The sequence below is a fragment of the Chryseobacterium artocarpi genome, from assembly GCF_001684975.1.
Lineage (GTDB): Bacteria > Bacteroidota > Bacteroidia > Flavobacteriales > Weeksellaceae > Chryseobacterium > Chryseobacterium artocarpi.
Genome location: NZ_MAYH01000045.1, coordinates 222632 through 238963, shown reverse-complemented (window position 1 = coordinate 238963; position 16332 = coordinate 222632). Strand labels below are relative to the sequence as shown.

The following is a 16332-nucleotide window of genomic DNA, read 5'->3' as shown; positions in this document are numbered from 1 at the left end:
TATGAACACTAACAATACTATGGAAACTACTCCACAAAAACAGAAAAAATACATCGTTCCCGTCATCCTGCTGGTTGTCATTGTCGCAGGAAGTATTTTCGGAATCAAACAATATTATTATCATCAAAACCATGAAGATACCGATGATGCACAGATAGACGGAGATCTGAGTGCTGTGGTAACCCGTGTAGGCGGTTATATCGATTCTATCGGATTTGAAGATAACCAAAGGGTGATGAAAGGACAGGTTCTTGTCAAATTAGAAGACAACGAATACCGTATAAAACTGGCACAGGCAATGGCGGCACAGAAAACGGCAGGTTCTAAAATCGGGGTTTCCGAAACACAAGTTTCTACTACCCATACGGCTTCATTAGGCTTTAAAGCAAAAATAGATGAAGCAAAAGCAAAATTATGGCAAGCTGATCAGGATTATGAGCGCTATACAGCATTGATTAAGAATGGCTCTATTCCACAGCAAACTTTTGATAAGGCTAAAGCAGATCGTCAAATCGCCCAGGCAGCATTACAATCCGCAGAGGAACAATATAAAACTGCTATTGCCCAGATCGGTAACAGCCGTTCCGAACTGAATGTGACGAATACGGCAACAGGACAACAACAGGTAGATGTAGATTATGCCAAGCTACTTCTGTCTTACACCACGATAAAAGCACCGGTTTCAGGAATTGTTACGAAGCGTCGTGTTCAGATGGGACAATTACTTCAGGCTGGGCAAACATTATTTGCAGTTGTGGATGAAAATAACCTGTATGTAACGGCTAATTTTAAGGAAACTCAGATGCAGAACATCCGTGCGGGGCAAAAAGCAGAAGTGATTGTTGATGCTTATCCTAATGAGCCGATTCAAGGGGTTGTACACAATTTTGCCGGAACTACAGGGGCAAAAATGTCTTTATTGCCACCGGACAATGCTACCGGAAATTTCGTGAAGGTTGTACAGCGTATCCCTGTGAAAATTAAAATCAAAGCGACTCCAGAATTGCTTAAAAAGATTCGTCCGGGAATGAATGTGGAGGTAAGCGTATTAACTAAATAACTCAACATGATGGCTGAGAAAGGATTTAGAAAATGGGTGATCACGTTTACGATGGTATTGTCATGCATGCTTGAATTTTTGGATACCACCATTGTGAACGTTGCGATCCCTCATATTCAGGGAAATATGGGCGCCATATTGGAAGATGTTGCCTGGGTTTCTACCGGTTATGCGGTTGCCAATGTTATTATTTTACCCATGTCAGGATGGTTGGGAAGTCGGTTTGGAAGGAAAAATTACTTTTTATTTTCCATTATTGTATTTACCATTGCGTCTATGCTTTGTGGGAATTCTCATACATTGACAGAACTTGTGGTATTCAGAATTTTACAGGGATTAGCCGGTGGAGGCTTAATTTCTACAGCACAGGCTATTTTACTTGAAACTTGGGCTCCTGAAGAACGAGGAACAGCGACTGCTATTTTTGGTTTTGGAGCTGTAGTAGGACCTACGGTTGCGCCTGCTTTGGGCGGTTACCTTACAGATCATTTTTCATGGCCGTGGGTATTCTATATCAATCTTCCTTTAGGAATTTTAGCAGCTATTCTTACGTATCAGTATGTGAGGGCTACTCCTAAGGAAAGTACGGGTAAACCTGTTGACTGGTGGGGAATTCTGCTCTTAACGATTGCTGTGGGAAGTTTGCAGACTGTTCTTGAAAAAGGAGAGGAAAAAGACTGGTTTGCAACTAATTATATTACAGTTCTTAGTGTATCCTCGGTAATTGGTATCTTATTGTTTATCTGGCGGGAAACCACTACGGAACACCCTGTTGTGAACCTTAAGCTATTCCGGTACCGAAGCTTTTCTGCGGGTATGGTCACATCATTCCTGTTTGGAATCGGATTGTATGGATCGGTTTTTATATTTCCGCAGTTTTGCCAGAGCTTATTAGGGTTTTCGGCACAACAGACTGGTTTTTTACTTTTACCCGGACAGATTTTTACTATTGCTCTGATGCCTACGGTTGGTAAATTACTGAAGAAAGGAGTTCCGCCGCAGCTTTTTGTTATTGCAGGTTTCCTTTGCTTCTTTATTTTCCCGATGATTATGAGTAAAGCTACTCTATCTTCCGGAAATACAGATTTCTACTTCCCACTTTATTTTAGAGGAATTGGGATCGGATTGCTGTTTGTTCCGTTGATTACACTTGCTATTAAAGATCTTAAAGGTCCTGAAATTGGGCAGGGAGCCGGATTATACAATATGATGCGCCAGCTGGGAGGTTCTTTTGGAATTGCAGGATTAGCGACAACGGTTCATATTGGCAAGGGGCAGCATAGAAATTATCTGTTGGAAAACATTAATGAATATGGATCTGCTTACTGGGAAAGAACGCAGGATTATATTTCCGGTTTCATGGCAAAGGGGTTTTCTCATTCCGATGCTTCTGAAATGGCTTTACATGCTATAGATAAGGTAATTAACAAACAAGCTATGCTGATGGGATTCACGGATGCTTATCAACTTCTTGGAATTGCGATGTTATGCTGTATCCCGTTCGTATTGCTGCAAGGCTTTAAGAAGAAAAAAACAGAAATCCCGGCAGATGCCCATTAACGTTTTGTCTTAATACAATTATCTCACTCCAAAACAGTCACAAAATGAATTCAAAATTAGATAATATCAACAGCGGTGAAATCATTTCTTCAAAAAAAATCACCCCTACTTCATGGCATATAAAATTAAAGGTTCCTTTTTATATAGAACTGGATATGGACAGAAACCCGGGGTATATCATTCCATTATTGTCCGGAGGTGAAGAGGAAGCAGATTCTGTGATCATCAGGTCTACGCTGTGGAACTATGATATAGTACGCAATACGGTAGAGGTTATCATTCATGCACAGAAAGAAAATGAAATATGGCTTGAAAAACTTTCTTCGGGAAAAGCTATTCAATATCTTGATCCTGAAGAGATTATTATACAAGGGTTGAACGCTGATCAATATTACCTCATCGGTAATGCTGACGCACAGGCTTTTTTCCATCAGTTTAACAGAAGTCTTCCTTTTACAAGTACAGTCAATAGTTTTATATATAGCAAGCAAACGGGGGAATTTTTCCCGGATACTGATGGAAGTTATCCGCTCAACTATCATATTATTTATCCTTTCAGCCCTGAGCGGGTACTTCATCTCTTTAAAAAAGATTTTGTCAGGGAAAATGAAAATTTCATTATTCTGCTTTATTGCGAACAAGAGGTTAATACTCTGTTTTCTAATCACTTTAAAAAGGAATGGGGAGCTACAAATAGCCAAATTAAGATTTCCAATTTTCATTAATATTTTAAGTATGTATTCATTATTGGCTGAGAAAATTTCTCAAATTACTTCCATTGATGATGAAGGGATGGAAATCGTTTTATCATATTTCAGGTATTTTCAGATCAAAAAGGAGGAAATTCTACTGAATGAGAAGGAAAATTCTTCTAAGATCTATTTTGTGGTAAAAGGCTGCCTTAGGATCTATTTTCTTCAGGCTGACGGAAGTGAGGCAACCCGATATATTGCTTTTGAAAATAATTTTGCCAGCAATCTTGTGGGGTTGATCACCGGTGAAGGTTCTGAAGAATATATTCAGGCATTGGAAAGTTCGGAGCTACTTTATATTTATTTCAAGGATTTCCAGAGCCTTCTGGGCAGGGTTCCGGGTTGGGAGAAATTTTATATTTATTATCTGGAAAATGCTTATGTGAACAATACCCGTCATCTGATGAGTTTTCTGACTATGGATGCAACGGAAAGATATAAGCAACTCCTTGAACAGAATCCGGCAGTGGTTCAAAGATTATCGAACAGAATGGTCGCCAATTATCTCGGAATTTCACAAGAATCTTTAAGCAGACTCAAAGGAAGACTTTATAAATAATAGCCAACTAACATCTTTATTTTTTTACCAGACTCATCATTATTGGGTCTGGTTTTTTGATTATAAAAAGATGATGATTTTAAACTTCTCCTACCAAAAGAGTATAACCAAAGAATGCAATAACAGCTAGCCCTACAACTCCTGAAATAATAAAGGATAAGAAGTAATATAAAAAACTTTTCAATTCTTTTTTAATGATATGATAGATCAAAACAGAAACTGTGTATAGTACCGCAGGAACAAAGAAACACAAAAGAGTGAGGAAAAAGACAAATTCGTCTGAAATAATATTGGCGGAGCTGAGCATAGTTTAATATTAAAAAGGTTATCAATTACAAATATAATACCTTCGTCTAAGCTTTAAAGGTTCTTCACCTGTCACACTTTGATTGATACAATTAAAAAAGCCGGTACAAATTGCTTTGCACCGACCTAACCATTATTAAAAACTAACGAAAAGATTAATTAAAATCCTTATTTCTTTATGAATCTATTCTTGTATTCTGTACCGTTAACAGCTACAGAAACAATGATATAATTACCCGCTGTAAGACCACTTACATCAATAGGCTGATTGTATTTATGATCATTTTTCTGCATGACAAGTTTCCCGGACATATCAAAGATCGTAACTTTAGTATATGCTTTGTCGGTTTCTTTACCGATGTAAAGTAATTGTGCTGTAGGATTTGGATATACTTTAAGATTATTGTCTTTAAGCTTAGTTTCTCCGGTTCCCAATTCGCCACAGAAATCCCACTCTCCAAAATTCAGCTGAACGAATGAAAAAGGATCTAAAAGTTCACACTGACTCGGACAATATTCTGTACATGCATAAAACCCGTATTTACCAGATTCGGTAGCAATTAAAGTATCTCCGGTCACTCCGGTTACAACACAAGGATCTCCTGAAAATGGAGCGTTTGTGGTAGGAACACACTTAAACCAGGTGTGATTTTCGTAAACCACAGGAAAAACGTTATCAAATTTCACAGAAGCTCCTTTACATACATTTACCACGCCCATATCCACTTCCTGATAAGTTCCCGGTGTATAAGTAGACATCATCGCCGGAAGCCCATACATATATCCATCAGCAAAAATAGCTTGGCTTTCCGCTGTGCAATCTCCTTGAGTGACCTCTACTTTATAATAGAAAAGCTGGTCGTCATATCCATTTAGAGTTAATTGTTGTGAAGTAGCTCCGGGAATAGCAACCCAGGGATTATTATTAGGAGTCTGCCACGTCCATTCCTGCTTATACCACTGGTAGCTTCCGAATGCCTGAGTAGAAAGGATTTCATTCTCATCACTACAGAATAAGATGGTATTCGGTGTTCTCAGTCCGAGCCTTGGGCTGGTAATGGTAGGATTACACTGTGCTTTTATGCTCAGAATACCGAACAATAAAAATGTTAAAAAAATTAGTTTTGTTTTCATATGTAGACATTTAAGGTTGATTTCTATACTCAATCGATCAATAGTCTGATCCCGAATTTCACATTGAAATGCAATGGCTTTTCTTTATAAAAAGTATTGGGAGCTTTTTCATCTTTGAAATGATAGCCTATCCCGGGTTCTGCATAGATTCCCAATCGGTCAATAACTTTCAGCTGAACTCCTACTGCAGTATTCACAGAAAATTGCACCGGTTTTTTATTCAGGCTTTCTTTTGAAGATTCTTTTACCTCATCATTCACTACATACGTTGTTGTGATACTCCCTGACACAGGTTTTTCTATCAGCGCTCCTCCTGTCACATATCCTGTAAATTTCCCTTTTTGAATCACATTATAATTGACCTGCACCGGAATTCCTACATAATGGATGGTCTGATCCCCTTTAATATAGTTTTCATCACTTCCTGAATGCAGTTCAGATACCAGTTTTGTATAATTCAATCCGGTTCCTATTCCCCATCTTTTACCAAGGTTATAATACAATGACAGTCCAAACGTTACCGGAAGTCTATGCCTGATTCTTGCCTCTACAGGCTGGCTTTGATTTGCCAGTAATATCTGTGTCAAAGGATCCTCTACAAATTCAGAAGCACTCCACACTTCTTCCACATCCATAGGCTTTCCATTAATGGAAGCATAGCCTGGGAACTGTTGTTCTGCAGCATTGGATGACGCATTTCCGGTAAGCATACCCAGCATCCATTTTCTTTTTGTCTCAGATGTTTTATGTTTTGTATTGTCTGCAAACTTTTTAGACTCCTCCTTTTTAAAAATATCCTCTTCTACCTCCCTGTCATTGATCTTTTTTTCCTGAGATTCACTAGCCAAAGCATTTTCTGATGGAGTTTTATCGTTATGAACTTCAGGTTCTATAACATCAGGAACTTTTGTGATCATTTGGAAAATTTCATCACTTCCTGATTTTGTTCTTTCTACATTTTCAAACTTTATTTCCTTTATATTTTTTTCTGATTTTACAGTATTTAATTGATGTTGAGCTAAGAAAATGGTTGTATTAGAATTCCCTTCAACATTTATATTATTTTGATTCTCAATATCTTTTAAACGCTCATTGCTATTCAATTCCTTATTTAAAGCTGAGCTCTTTTTCGAAAAGATTTTATTATCATCTTCAGGCAAAAGCTTTATTATCGTAAATACTAAAACAGCTGCTGCGGCTACCCCTCCGATACGATAAAACAAAGATCTGTTTCCTGATTTTGGGGCTATTGTTTCATTACTTTGCTCCTCTTCATTACCTACCGTCGGAATGCTTCCGGTGATGATGGCATTCTCGTCTTTTTCTGAGAACAGCTCATCCCTGATGTCATTCCATAACCCGTCCGGGACTTCCTCTTCATGGTCGTCCATTCTGTTTCGCAGGTTATTCAGCCATTCATTACTCATACTGTGCTTTTTTTGACATTTTAAACTCTTTTACTTTCTGAATAAGCAGTCCCTTTGCCCGGTGGAACTGTGATGCAGAAGAGTTCTCTGCAATACCCAATAATTCAGCGATTTCTTTATGGCTTTTCTTTTCAAATACATATAGATTGAATACGGTTCTGTAACCCTCCGGAAGTGATCTTATCATTTCCATGATATCTGTTTTAGGAACTTCTTCAAAATCAGGTTCTTCTTCATCCAAAATATCCGGAAGCTCTTCCACCTCAACCGTAGATCTGAAATCATTTTTCTGTTTTATATGCTTCAGGGCTTCATTGACGGTAATTCTTGTCACCCATGCTTTCAAAGAGCCGTCTCCTCTATATTCAAATGACTCTATGGAACGAAACATTTTAATAAAACTATTCTGAAGCACATCATGAACGTCTTCTCTTTCGGATACATATCTGGAACAGACATAGGTCAGATTACCGGAATAAGCTCCAAAAAGCTCTTTCCAGGCAGATTCTTCCTTCTGTAGAAGGCGTTTTACCAAAATCTGTTCTTTACTTTCTTCCATGTACTGCTACAGTATCCTCGACTATTAATTAAAATTTGAAGGCAAAAATAGATTGCATCTTACAAATGCAATCCATTATCATAATATCTATTCATTAATTCTTTACACAGAACGGAAAATTATAATTAATAGCTTCATAGGAACCGAGTACCGTACCATCCACCGTAATCTTCTCTGCTACCAATGCAAATCTCAATGATTCATCCATCCCCACATAAAACCCTTTCTGTTTACTTACCAATGCTACTTCTGTCTTCTTTAAAACTCCGTCTACCGGAATTCTTATTTCCAGAGCTTTGGGAGCAAGGGATAATTCTACCACATTACTAGCTGTATTTATTGATGAGGTGTATTTAATATTATACTTCACTTTTCCTATTGTTTTGACTGCTTCATCAGCCTTTGCCGGATCTTTTATCACTGTTCTTACAATTTCCTGTATGGGAAACTCTGCAAACGTTATCGTATCTTTTTTGACTTTAAAATCTTTAATTTTTTCTGTTTTCACATTTCCTTGTATGGTAATCAGTCTTCCTTTATAGTTTCCGTTAACGTCTTCCAGTTTTACAGGTGGAATATCCGGACCATCGCTGCTACATGAATACAAAGAGAAACCTGTCAATACAATTAAAATGGCTGTCAAAAGTTGAGTTACTGTAAATTTTTTCATTGCACATTATTTTTTTCATTAAACATTAATTATTTCGAGTACTCATTGATATAAATCGTCTTTTCCGGAAATCTTGCATGATATTTTTTAAAAAAGACAACATTTTTCATAACTAATTGATTTAATGAATTAAAAATTCAATTAAAATAAATACTTTTCTAACAGAAATTAATATTCCTTCCTTATTTCACATTAAAAAAAGGAAGCTACATAGTGTAACTTCCTCTTCTGTATTAATCGTTAAAATTTTATTCTGTTCCGCCGCCGAGTGCTCTGTACAGATCAACCTCAGCATTTAATCTTTCAAGGGTAACATTGATGGCTTCCAGATCGTTCTGAAGCTTATTGTTTTGTGCTGTAATGACTTCCAGATAGGTTGCCATTCCGCTTTTATACAATTTCAATGCATCATTGATCCCTTTGTCTAGAATGCTTGTTCTCTGTTCCAGAAGCTGTAATCTTTCGGATGATCCCTGAGATTTTGCCATAGCGTCAGAAACTTCTCCTACAGCCGTCATTACCGATTGCTTAAAGTTGATAGCGGCTTTCTCCTGTTCTATCAAAGCGGTTTCATATGCTGTTTTCAGCTGTTTCTTTTGAAAAATAGGTGCCGCTAAGTTAGCCGCAACAGCTTTTGTAATAGAGCCCGGAATATCAAACCATGAGCTGAATTTATTTGAATTCACCCCAATTTGTGGGCTTAAACTGATGCTTGGATACATGGCTGCTTTTGCCAATCCTGTTTTTGAATTCAGGCTGATGACATTAAATTCTGCCATTTTCAGATCTGGTCTTCTGCTTAGCAATTGTGCCGGTAATCCTTCTGAAAGTTTATTTTCAGGAATCATCATTTTCAGACTGCCCTGTCTTTCAATTTTAGCAGGATACTCACCACAAAGAATACTCAAGGCGTTTTCCTGAATGGAAATATTCTGTTTTGCCAGAGGAATCAAGAGTTCAGCTGTTTTCTTTTGTGCTTCAGACTGTTGTACCGCCAATGAATTGATCTGTCCGGCTTTAAACTGAAGATCCATCATTTTAAGTGTATTATTGCTAAGCTCAATATTTTGTTCTGCTATTTTCATCTGCTCGTCCAGACCGATCAGGTTGTAATAAGCCTGTGCTACCTGAACGATGATTCTGCTTTTTATGGCATTCAGGTTTTCCTTTTGAGCAAAGTATTCTGCCGCAGCGGATTCTTTCTGCATTTTCGTTTTCCCCCAAATATCTACTTCCCACGAAAGTCTCACACTGGCACTGAAATCATCCATATGAGTTGTTCCAGCGAACTGCTCATTTAGTGATCCGTTAAGCGTATTTGTGGAAGCCCAGCTTCTGTTGGCTCCTGCACTGAAATCCAGCGTTGGAAGGAGAGACAGCTTAGCCTGTTTGTAGATCAGATCCAGTTGTTCTATATTTTTTAAAGCAACATTTACCTCATTGTTTCTGGTTAAAGCTTTATCTATTAACCCTACCAATTTAGGATCTTTGAAGAAGGTTTTCCATGGAAGAACCACTGTATCTCCTGTTACCTGTACGGATTCTTTATAGGTTTCCGGCACCTGAAGATCTGTTCTTGCATAGGGTTTTCCCACGGCGCATGACACCAATACTGATGCCAATGCGCCTGAAATAAGGAAGTTCTTTATATTAAATATTCTCATTTGTCAATTGATTTTGGATTACAGGATACTTCTTTTTGGATGAAAATTTCTCATCCAGATATTGGAAGAACATATAAAGTACAGGGATTACAAATACTCCCAACACTACTCCACTCAACATTCCTATGGCAGCACTTACACTGATAGATTTGTTTCCTGAAGCCATTCCTCCTGTAGAGATCATCAATGGAATCATTCCCACAATAAAGGCAAGTGAGGTCATGATAATCGGACGCAATCTTGCTTTTGCTCCCTCCAATGCTGAATCAAGAATGGAAAGCCCTGATTTTCTTCGCTGCACTGCAAATTCCACAATAAGGATAGCATTTTTTGCTAACAAACCGATAAGCATGATCAATCCTACCTGTACGTAGATATTATTATCCAATCCGATGGCTTTGATTCCCAGGAATGCTCCTACAATACCTGTCGGGATGGAAAGCATTACAGCTAACGGAAGAATGTAACTTTCATATTGGGCTGCAAGTAGCAGATATACAAAGAGTAAACACAATCCAAGAATTACCACGGTTTGATTTCCTGCTGATTTTTCTTCCAGACTTAAACCTGTCCATTCATAACTATAATCGGAAGGAAGTTTATTCAATGTTGGCTCTATTTTATCCATCAAGGCTCCGTTACTGATTCCAGGTTTCGGAACCACGTTAATGTTCAATGAATTATAAAGATTGTATCGTTGTACTGATTCCGGACCGTATACTTTTTTCAAGGTGATTAAAGTATTGGCTGGAACCATTTCTCCTTTATTATTCTTTACGAAAATATCATTGAAAGCCTGCTCATCCATTCTGAAAACACCATCAGCTTTGATATTCACTCTGTAGAACTTCCCAAATCTTGAGAAATTCTGAGACTGATCTCCTGAGAAATAGGTCTGAATTGATCCCAATAAATTAGAAATGCTTACTCCTAATTGTTTCGCTTTATCTTCATTTACTTCAAGTTCAAGCTGTGGATAATCTGCTCTGAACATGGTATATGCGTACGCAACTTCCGGAACCTGCATCAATTGTCCGATCACATCATCTGCTTTGGCTTTAAGAACCTGCGGATCTCTACCCATACGATCCTGAAGCACGATCTCTGCATCATTAGTTACACCATATCCTTCTACCGGAGGCATTCTGAAACTCATCACGCTTCCTTCCTTGATCACGGATAGTTTATCGTTAACAATATTCATGATCTCGTCAATGTTCTGGACCGCTCCTCTTTCTTTTTTAGGTTTTAATTTTACAAAGCCCATTGCGTAAGCAGGTCCTGCACTGTTACTTAACAGATTAAACCCTGTAATGGAAGTATTCTCCTGAACCGCATCTACAGTTTTTAAGATGGCATTGATCTTATTGGAAACTTCTGTTGTTTTTGTCAATCCCGTTCCTGGCGGCATACTCAAAGAATAGATGAAGAAACCATCATCTTCCATAGGAACAAAACTTTTGGTTGTGCTTGACATCAACCATGCTGAAAGTCCTATAATTCCGGCTACCAAGCCTGCTGCGATCCATTTTTTTCCAATCAAAAATCTTACTCCTTTTGCATAACGGTCTGTCATATTATTAAACCCGGCATTAAAAGCAACCGCGAATCTTTGTCCGAATCCTTTTGACTTTCCACCTTCTTCTGCATGGTGATTCTTTAAGAATACCGCACATAAAGCCGGCGTTAATGTCAATGCATTTACTGCGGAAATAATAATCGCAATCGCTAATGTGTAAGCAAACTGCTTGTAAAATAATCCTGCAGAACCAGACATAAATCCAATCGGAATAAATACTGCAGACATCACTAATGTAATGGAAATAACAGCTCCTGTGATTTCATTCATTGCTTTATGGGTAGCATCTCTTCCTGAAAGGTCTGTTCCTTCCATATTACTGTGAACAGCTTCCACAACGACAATCGCATCATCGACGACAATACCGATTGCCAGTACAAGGGCAAATAACGTTAATACGTTGATGGTAAATCCTAATACCAGAAGGAAGAAGAATGTACCGATAATCGCTACAGGAACCGCAATCGCAGGAATAATCGTAGATCTGAAATCCTGTAAAAAGATGAAAACTACTATAAATACAAGGATAAACGCTTCTATCAAAGTAGATTTTACCTGTCCTGTTGCTTCATCCAGTCTTTCTTTAGTACTCATCACCTTGGTATATTTGATACCCGGAGGAAATGATTTTGAAAGTTGGTCAATCGCTTTATTTACTCCAATTTCAATTTCGTTCGCGTTGGAACCTGTGGTCTGCATAATGGCAACAGTAACGGCATTTTTACCATTAGAAAGGTTATCTCCACTGTTATTGATAGACCCAAATTCTACTCTTGCCACATCTTTAAGCCTGATCACATTGGTTCCGTCATTTTTGACAACAATATTTTCGTATTGTTCTGGCTTATTCTTTTTCCCTTTATATCTGATTACATATTCCAGTGCTGCATCAGATTCCTCTCCCAGCTTACCCGGAGCAGATTCTAAACTGTGGTCAGCTATAGCATTGGAAACATCTGAAGGTTCAAGACCGTAAGAGGACATTTTCTGTGGATTAAGCCATATTCTCATGGAATAATCTTTTACCCCGAAAATCTGTGCCTGCCCTACTCCTTTTACCCTTTTGATCTGTGGAATAAGGTTGATATTGGCATAGTTCTGAAGAAAGGTTTCATCATATTGCTTATTATCTTCAGTATAGATATTGAAAATCAACACCATACTATTCTGTTGTTTTGAGGTTGTGAGCCCCATTCTTACTACTTCCTGAGGTAAGATCGGAGTTGCCTGCTGCACCCTGTTCTGAACGTTTACCGCAGCCTGATCGGCATTCACTCCCTGTTTGAATATAACTGAGATGGTAAATGTACCGTCATTACTTGCCGTGGATTTCATGTAACTCATGTCTTCCACCCCGTTGATCTGCTCTTCCAAAGGAGTTACCACAGAACGGATCACTGTTTCACTGTTTCCCCCAGGATAAGAACCTGAAACTGTAATAGTAGGTGGAGAAATATCCGGGAATCTGGTCACTGCCAACTGGTTTAATCCAATGATCCCCAAAATGACAATGATAAGGGATATTACCGTCGCCAATACCGGACGGTCTATTATCTTTTTTAACATTTTCGAATTTTCTAAGAATGATTATAAAATTATTTCGAAGGAGTTACTTTAGCCATAACTTGTGCTCCGTCTGTAAGGGCATCTATTCTGTTTACAGCAATTTTATCCCCTGCGGCAACACCCTCTTTCACAAAGTAATCTTCAGGCGTACTTCCTGATACTTTAATCTGGGTCATCTTCACCTTATCTTTACCGGCAAGTTTATAGACAAAGAATTTATCCTGAATATCTTTTACAGATGTTTTCGGAAGCTTAATAACTCCATCTAAAGCATTATGGATCATCACTCTTCCGGTTCCTCCTGACCTTAATAGTTTATCAGGATTCTGGAAAACAGCTTTCATCTGGATACTTCCTGTATTTCTGTCAAAGTTTCCACTCGCATTTTCCAATCTTCCTTTGAAGACATAAGTGGAACCATCTGCCAAAATAAGCTCTACACTCTCTGCATTTTCACCTGAAGCTGTAGCTCTGCTGTGTGCAATAAAATCAGCTTCATTCATAGAGAAGTAAACATTTACGGTACTGATATTTGATAAAGTCGTCAGCGGTGAAGCATCAGAAGGGCTGATAAGGTTTCCTACTCTGTTCGGAATCCTTCCTATGTATCCGCTTACAGGAGCCTTGATATAAGTAAAGTTGGCATTGATCTTTGAAGAGCCTAATGAAGATTGTGCCTGAGCCACTTGTGCTGATGCTGCTTTTAGATTTGCCTGAGCTGTTTTCAGCTGCATATCAGAAACTACTTTTCCTTCTACAAGAGGTCTTAATTTTTCCACTTCCAGTTTTGCTGTTTCCTGAGCTGCCAAAGCAGACTTCAAAGCTGCTGCATTGGTATTCACCTGCTCATTATACACAGACGGATTGATTCTGAATAATGTTTGCCCTTTACTCACATATTGTCCTTCTTTTATATAAACGGCTTCCAGATATCCTGTTACCTGAGCTTTAATTTCTACATTATCCTGCCCTTCGATACTTCCGGGATATCCTGTGGAAACATCTTCATTTCCGGATTTTACCTGGATAAAGTCTGTAGGAAGAGCCTGCTGCATCTGCTGAGCATTTTCCTGAGCATTCCCTGAACCACACGAATACAATATAGCTGCAGCCGCGAGTGAAAGTGCCAGATATCCTTTTCTATAATTCATAACATTTGATTTTAAATTTTACAACAGCAAAATAAGTTCATATAATAAGGATACTGATCTAAAAATAAGGTGAAGCGTAATTAATCGCAGGTGAAACGTAGCATACCAAAAATGAAAGGAAAGACGGGTATTCCTGCCATTTGGATCGATAAAAAAGAGTGTTTTCGGTTTAGTATTTCAAAAATCCGGTTGACGTTTAAATTTATACGTTTCACTTTTAAAACTCATGATTCAGGCTACATTTTGATATAGCTATACGATATTAATAAAACAAAGAAAAAGGCAATAATTTAAGTTTTCAGTAATTACAATTTCAGAGAATCTAGTATAAAGGACATAACAGAAAAAATAAAAGCCATCTCATTGAGACAGCTTTTAAGTATGTAATTTCTTTATTAATAATCCATCCAGGATTTGAATATAGAAGCTTTTTCCCGGCTTACAATTACTTCCATTTCAGGTTGTTTTCTCAGTTCCAGCTTCAGTTTACCATTAAAATGATTATAAATCTGTTTTACGGCATCAATATGGATAATAAATTGTCGGTTTGCACGGAAGAAGTATCTTGGATCTAATTGTTTTTCAAGCTCTTCCAATGTTTGAGGAATATTTTCTACCACACCGGTATTCAACATGGCTTTACTGATTCCCAATTCTGTATAAAAATAGAGAATATCTTCGGCGAGTACCGTTTTATATCCGTCACGATGTACAATTAAAAAGCGTTTTCTATAGTCTTTAGGTTGGATATAATTTAATAATCCTTCAATAGCAGAACCTACTACCGGAACCGCTTCCATAAAGGTTTCATAACGTTTCAGGGCTGCTTCCAGCTCTTCTTCGTCGATTGGTTTCAAAAGATAATCTACACTGTTATATTTAAAAGCCTGCACGGCATATTCATCGTATGCTGTTGTGAAGATCACTGCACTTTTAATTTCGTGTTTATTAAAAATCTCAAAGCTGATTCCGTCTGCTAAACGAATATCCATCATGATGATATCCGGAACAACGTTGTTTTCCAGCCAATTTACCGTAGAGGTTATCGAATCTTCTACAGACAGTATTTCAATATGAGGTCTTAGCTTTAACAGCAACCTTTTTAACCTGTCGGCATTGGGTCTTTCATCTTCTACAATTAAAATTTTATTTATCTTCATATCAATGGAAGTTTTACAATAAATTTATCTTCAGTTCTTTCTATTATCGGTTTTGCATATCCTAGGATCTCATATCTTGTCATGACGTTGGTAAGTCCTACTCCTGAGGAATCCGGCTTATTGATCAAAGGTAAAAACGTATTGGAAACCACAAGCTCTCCTTCTTTGTTTGTATATACATGAATTTCAAGTGGATTTGCCTTAGAAGTTTGATTATGTTTGATGGCATTTTCAACCAACAGCTGTAAGGATAACGGAAGGGTGTACATCGATTTATATTCTTCCTGAATGTCTATTTTAAATATAACCCCTTCTCCTATTCTTTTCTCAATCAGAAAGATATAAGAGTCTAAAAACTTCAATTCTTCTTCTACCGCAATGATATCTTTTTTGGAATTAACCAATAAGTATCTGTACACACGTGCAAACTTCTCCGAATACTCATATCCGAGTTGCTGGTCTTCAAGGATAAGCTCAGAAAGTACACTCAGATTATTAAAGATAAAATGAGGATCTATCTGCAGTTTGAGCGCCTGAAGTTCTGCTGCCATTGCCGCCTGTTTATGTTTAGAAGCTCTTATTTTATGCTGAGCAGCTTCTACGGCTGTTCTTTTCCAGTTTTGAAGTAAATAATCCACCGTATTAAAGCCGCTTATGATCAATGATATTACAATATTGGTTGCTACCCATTGCCCCATCAAGGTATATTCTTTTCGGGAATCCATTTCCGGTAAATTGTCTGATGTACACTCTACAATAGCATTCACAATCACTACAATAAGAACACTTCCTACAATCTGAATAAAACCCTGAATAAGTAATCTCTTGACCGTCCTGTCTTTCCATGGAAGCAATTTATTGAGTGCCATATCAATAAGGATACTTACTTCAGAAATAATAACAGAGAAAAGCAGGATCCATAAAGCATCTTCAACCACCATTTTTAATGGGGTATCCAAATAACTTTGCCAAACAGGGTCAAAAGGGTCAATCAGATAGGAAAACCCACAGAAAGCCACCACTGCTACTGCCCAAATCACCACTCTCCTTTTCATTGCGGAAAGTATCTTTTTACTGCGTATTAAATTTTTTCTTATGGTAGAAATCTTATTCATTTCCGGGGCTTTGTGAGTGTAAATATAAAAATAGATTTTAGATGACTCTCTTCTATTTTAGACGAGACCG

Annotated in this window: 14 protein-coding genes; 4 read left to right on the top strand and 10 right to left on the bottom strand. The window is 37.8% G+C overall.

Translation table 11 applies throughout. The annotated features are described in order from the left end of the window. The first annotated feature begins 1 nt into the window (after position 1). From BBI01_RS15920 to BBI01_RS15905, 4 genes are read left to right on the top strand one after another with little or no spacing between them, the layout of a single operon-like run. Positions 2-1060, top strand: coding sequence for an HlyD family secretion protein (locus tag BBI01_RS15920; RefSeq protein ID WP_228394024.1), 1059 nt, complete (start codon positions 2-4; stop codon positions 1058-1060). Between the two features lie 6 nt (positions 1061-1066). Then, entirely contained in the window at positions 1067-2620 is a 1554-nt protein-coding gene (locus tag BBI01_RS15915; protein WP_228394023.1) for a DHA2 family efflux MFS transporter permease subunit, read from the top strand. A gap of 44 nt (positions 2621-2664) precedes the next feature. Further along, positions 2665-3345, top strand: a complete 681-nt coding sequence (locus tag BBI01_RS15910) for a siderophore-interacting protein (RefSeq protein ID WP_065395631.1) — start codon at positions 2665-2667, stop codon at positions 3343-3345. A 10-nt stretch (positions 3346-3355) separates the two neighbouring features. Continuing rightward, entirely contained in the window at positions 3356-3931 is a 576-nt protein-coding gene (locus tag BBI01_RS15905; RefSeq protein ID WP_065395630.1) for a Crp/Fnr family transcriptional regulator, read from the top strand. A gap of 79 nt (positions 3932-4010) precedes the next feature. On the opposite strand, the gene BBI01_RS15900 is transcribed toward BBI01_RS15905, so the two are convergent. The 10 genes from BBI01_RS15900 to BBI01_RS15855 all read right to left on the bottom strand — a co-directional run bounded on the left by BBI01_RS15900 (position 4011) and on the right by BBI01_RS15855 (position 16202). Continuing rightward, positions 4011-4238, bottom strand: a complete 228-nt coding sequence (locus BBI01_RS15900; RefSeq protein WP_065395629.1) for a hypothetical protein — start codon at positions 4236-4238, stop codon at positions 4011-4013. Positions 4239-4405: 167 nt separating this feature from the next. Then, the gene (locus BBI01_RS15895; protein WP_065395628.1) at positions 4406-5371 is read right to left on the bottom strand and encodes a T9SS type A sorting domain-containing protein; all 966 of its coding nucleotides are present in this window, start codon (positions 5369-5371) and stop codon (positions 4406-4408) included. Positions 5372-5400: 29 nt separating this feature from the next. Then, the gene (locus BBI01_RS15890; protein ID WP_065395627.1) at positions 5401-6798 is read right to left on the bottom strand and encodes a porin family protein; all 1398 of its coding nucleotides are present in this window, start codon (positions 6796-6798) and stop codon (positions 5401-5403) included. Then, positions 6791-7357, bottom strand: coding sequence for an RNA polymerase sigma factor (locus BBI01_RS15885; protein WP_065395626.1), 567 nt, complete (start codon positions 7355-7357; stop codon positions 6791-6793). The genes BBI01_RS15890 and BBI01_RS15885 overlap by 8 nt, the downstream gene beginning before the upstream one ends. Before the next feature lie 94 nt (positions 7358-7451). Then, complete coding sequence (locus BBI01_RS15880) at positions 7452-8027, bottom strand: DUF4840 domain-containing protein (protein ID WP_065395625.1); 576 nt, start codon at positions 8025-8027, stop codon at positions 7452-7454. 248 nt (positions 8028-8275) lie between these two features. Next, entirely contained in the window at positions 8276-9691 is a 1416-nt protein-coding gene (locus BBI01_RS15875; RefSeq protein ID WP_065395624.1) for an efflux transporter outer membrane subunit, read from the bottom strand. Continuing rightward, a complete protein-coding gene (locus BBI01_RS15870) occupies positions 9678-12836 on the bottom strand; it encodes an efflux RND transporter permease subunit (RefSeq protein ID WP_065395623.1) in 3159 nt (1052 codons plus the stop codon). The genes BBI01_RS15875 and BBI01_RS15870 overlap by 14 nt, the downstream gene beginning before the upstream one ends. Before the next feature lie 29 nt (positions 12837-12865). Further along, positions 12866-13987, bottom strand: a complete 1122-nt coding sequence (locus BBI01_RS15865) for an efflux RND transporter periplasmic adaptor subunit (RefSeq protein ID WP_065395622.1) — start codon at positions 13985-13987, stop codon at positions 12866-12868. Positions 13988-14382: 395 nt separating this feature from the next. Continuing rightward, positions 14383-15147: a LytR/AlgR family response regulator transcription factor gene (locus BBI01_RS15860; protein ID WP_065395621.1), complete on the bottom strand. Its 765-nt coding sequence runs from the start codon at positions 15145-15147 to the stop codon at positions 14383-14385. Continuing rightward, the gene (locus tag BBI01_RS15855) at positions 15144-16202 is read right to left on the bottom strand and encodes a sensor histidine kinase (RefSeq protein WP_228394022.1); all 1059 of its coding nucleotides are present in this window, start codon (positions 16200-16202) and stop codon (positions 15144-15146) included. The genes BBI01_RS15860 and BBI01_RS15855 overlap by 4 nt, the downstream gene beginning before the upstream one ends. Between the last annotated feature and the right edge of the window lie 130 nt (positions 16203-16332).

Excerpts from the sequence above, each read along its gene's own strand:
- BBI01_RS15920 (WP_228394024.1), top strand. The coding sequence starts at position 2 with ATGAACACTAACAATACTATGGAAACTACTCCACAAAAACAGAAAAAA.
- BBI01_RS15915 (WP_228394023.1), top strand. The coding sequence starts at position 1,067 with ATGATGGCTGAGAAAGGATTTAGAAAATGGGTGATCACGTTTACGATG.
- BBI01_RS15910 (WP_065395631.1), top strand. The coding sequence starts at position 2,665 with ATGAATTCAAAATTAGATAATATCAACAGCGGTGAAATCATTTCTTCA.
- BBI01_RS15905 (WP_065395630.1), top strand. The coding sequence starts at position 3,356 with ATGTATTCATTATTGGCTGAGAAAATTTCTCAAATTACTTCCATTGAT.
- BBI01_RS15900 (WP_065395629.1), bottom strand. The coding sequence starts at position 4,238 with ATGCTCAGCTCCGCCAATATTATTTCAGACGAATTTGTCTTTTTCCTC.
- BBI01_RS15895 (WP_065395628.1), bottom strand. The coding sequence starts at position 5,371 with ATGAAAACAAAACTAATTTTTTTAACATTTTTATTGTTCGGTATTCTG.
- BBI01_RS15890 (WP_065395627.1), bottom strand. The coding sequence starts at position 6,798 with ATGAGTAATGAATGGCTGAATAACCTGCGAAACAGAATGGACGACCAT.
- BBI01_RS15885 (WP_065395626.1), bottom strand. The coding sequence starts at position 7,357 with ATGGAAGAAAGTAAAGAACAGATTTTGGTAAAACGCCTTCTACAGAAG.
- BBI01_RS15880 (WP_065395625.1), bottom strand. The coding sequence starts at position 8,027 with ATGAAAAAATTTACAGTAACTCAACTTTTGACAGCCATTTTAATTGTA.
- BBI01_RS15875 (WP_065395624.1), bottom strand. The coding sequence starts at position 9,691 with ATGAGAATATTTAATATAAAGAACTTCCTTATTTCAGGCGCATTGGCA.
- BBI01_RS15870 (WP_065395623.1), bottom strand. The coding sequence starts at position 12,836 with ATGTTAAAAAAGATAATAGACCGTCCGGTATTGGCGACGGTAATATCC.
- BBI01_RS15865 (WP_065395622.1), bottom strand. The coding sequence starts at position 13,987 with ATGAATTATAGAAAAGGATATCTGGCACTTTCACTCGCGGCTGCAGCT.
- BBI01_RS15860 (WP_065395621.1), bottom strand. The coding sequence starts at position 15,147 with ATGAAGATAAATAAAATTTTAATTGTAGAAGATGAAAGACCCAATGCC.
- BBI01_RS15855 (WP_228394022.1), bottom strand. The coding sequence starts at position 16,202 with ATGAAAAGGAGAGTGGTGATTTGGGCAGTAGCAGTGGTGGCTTTCTGT.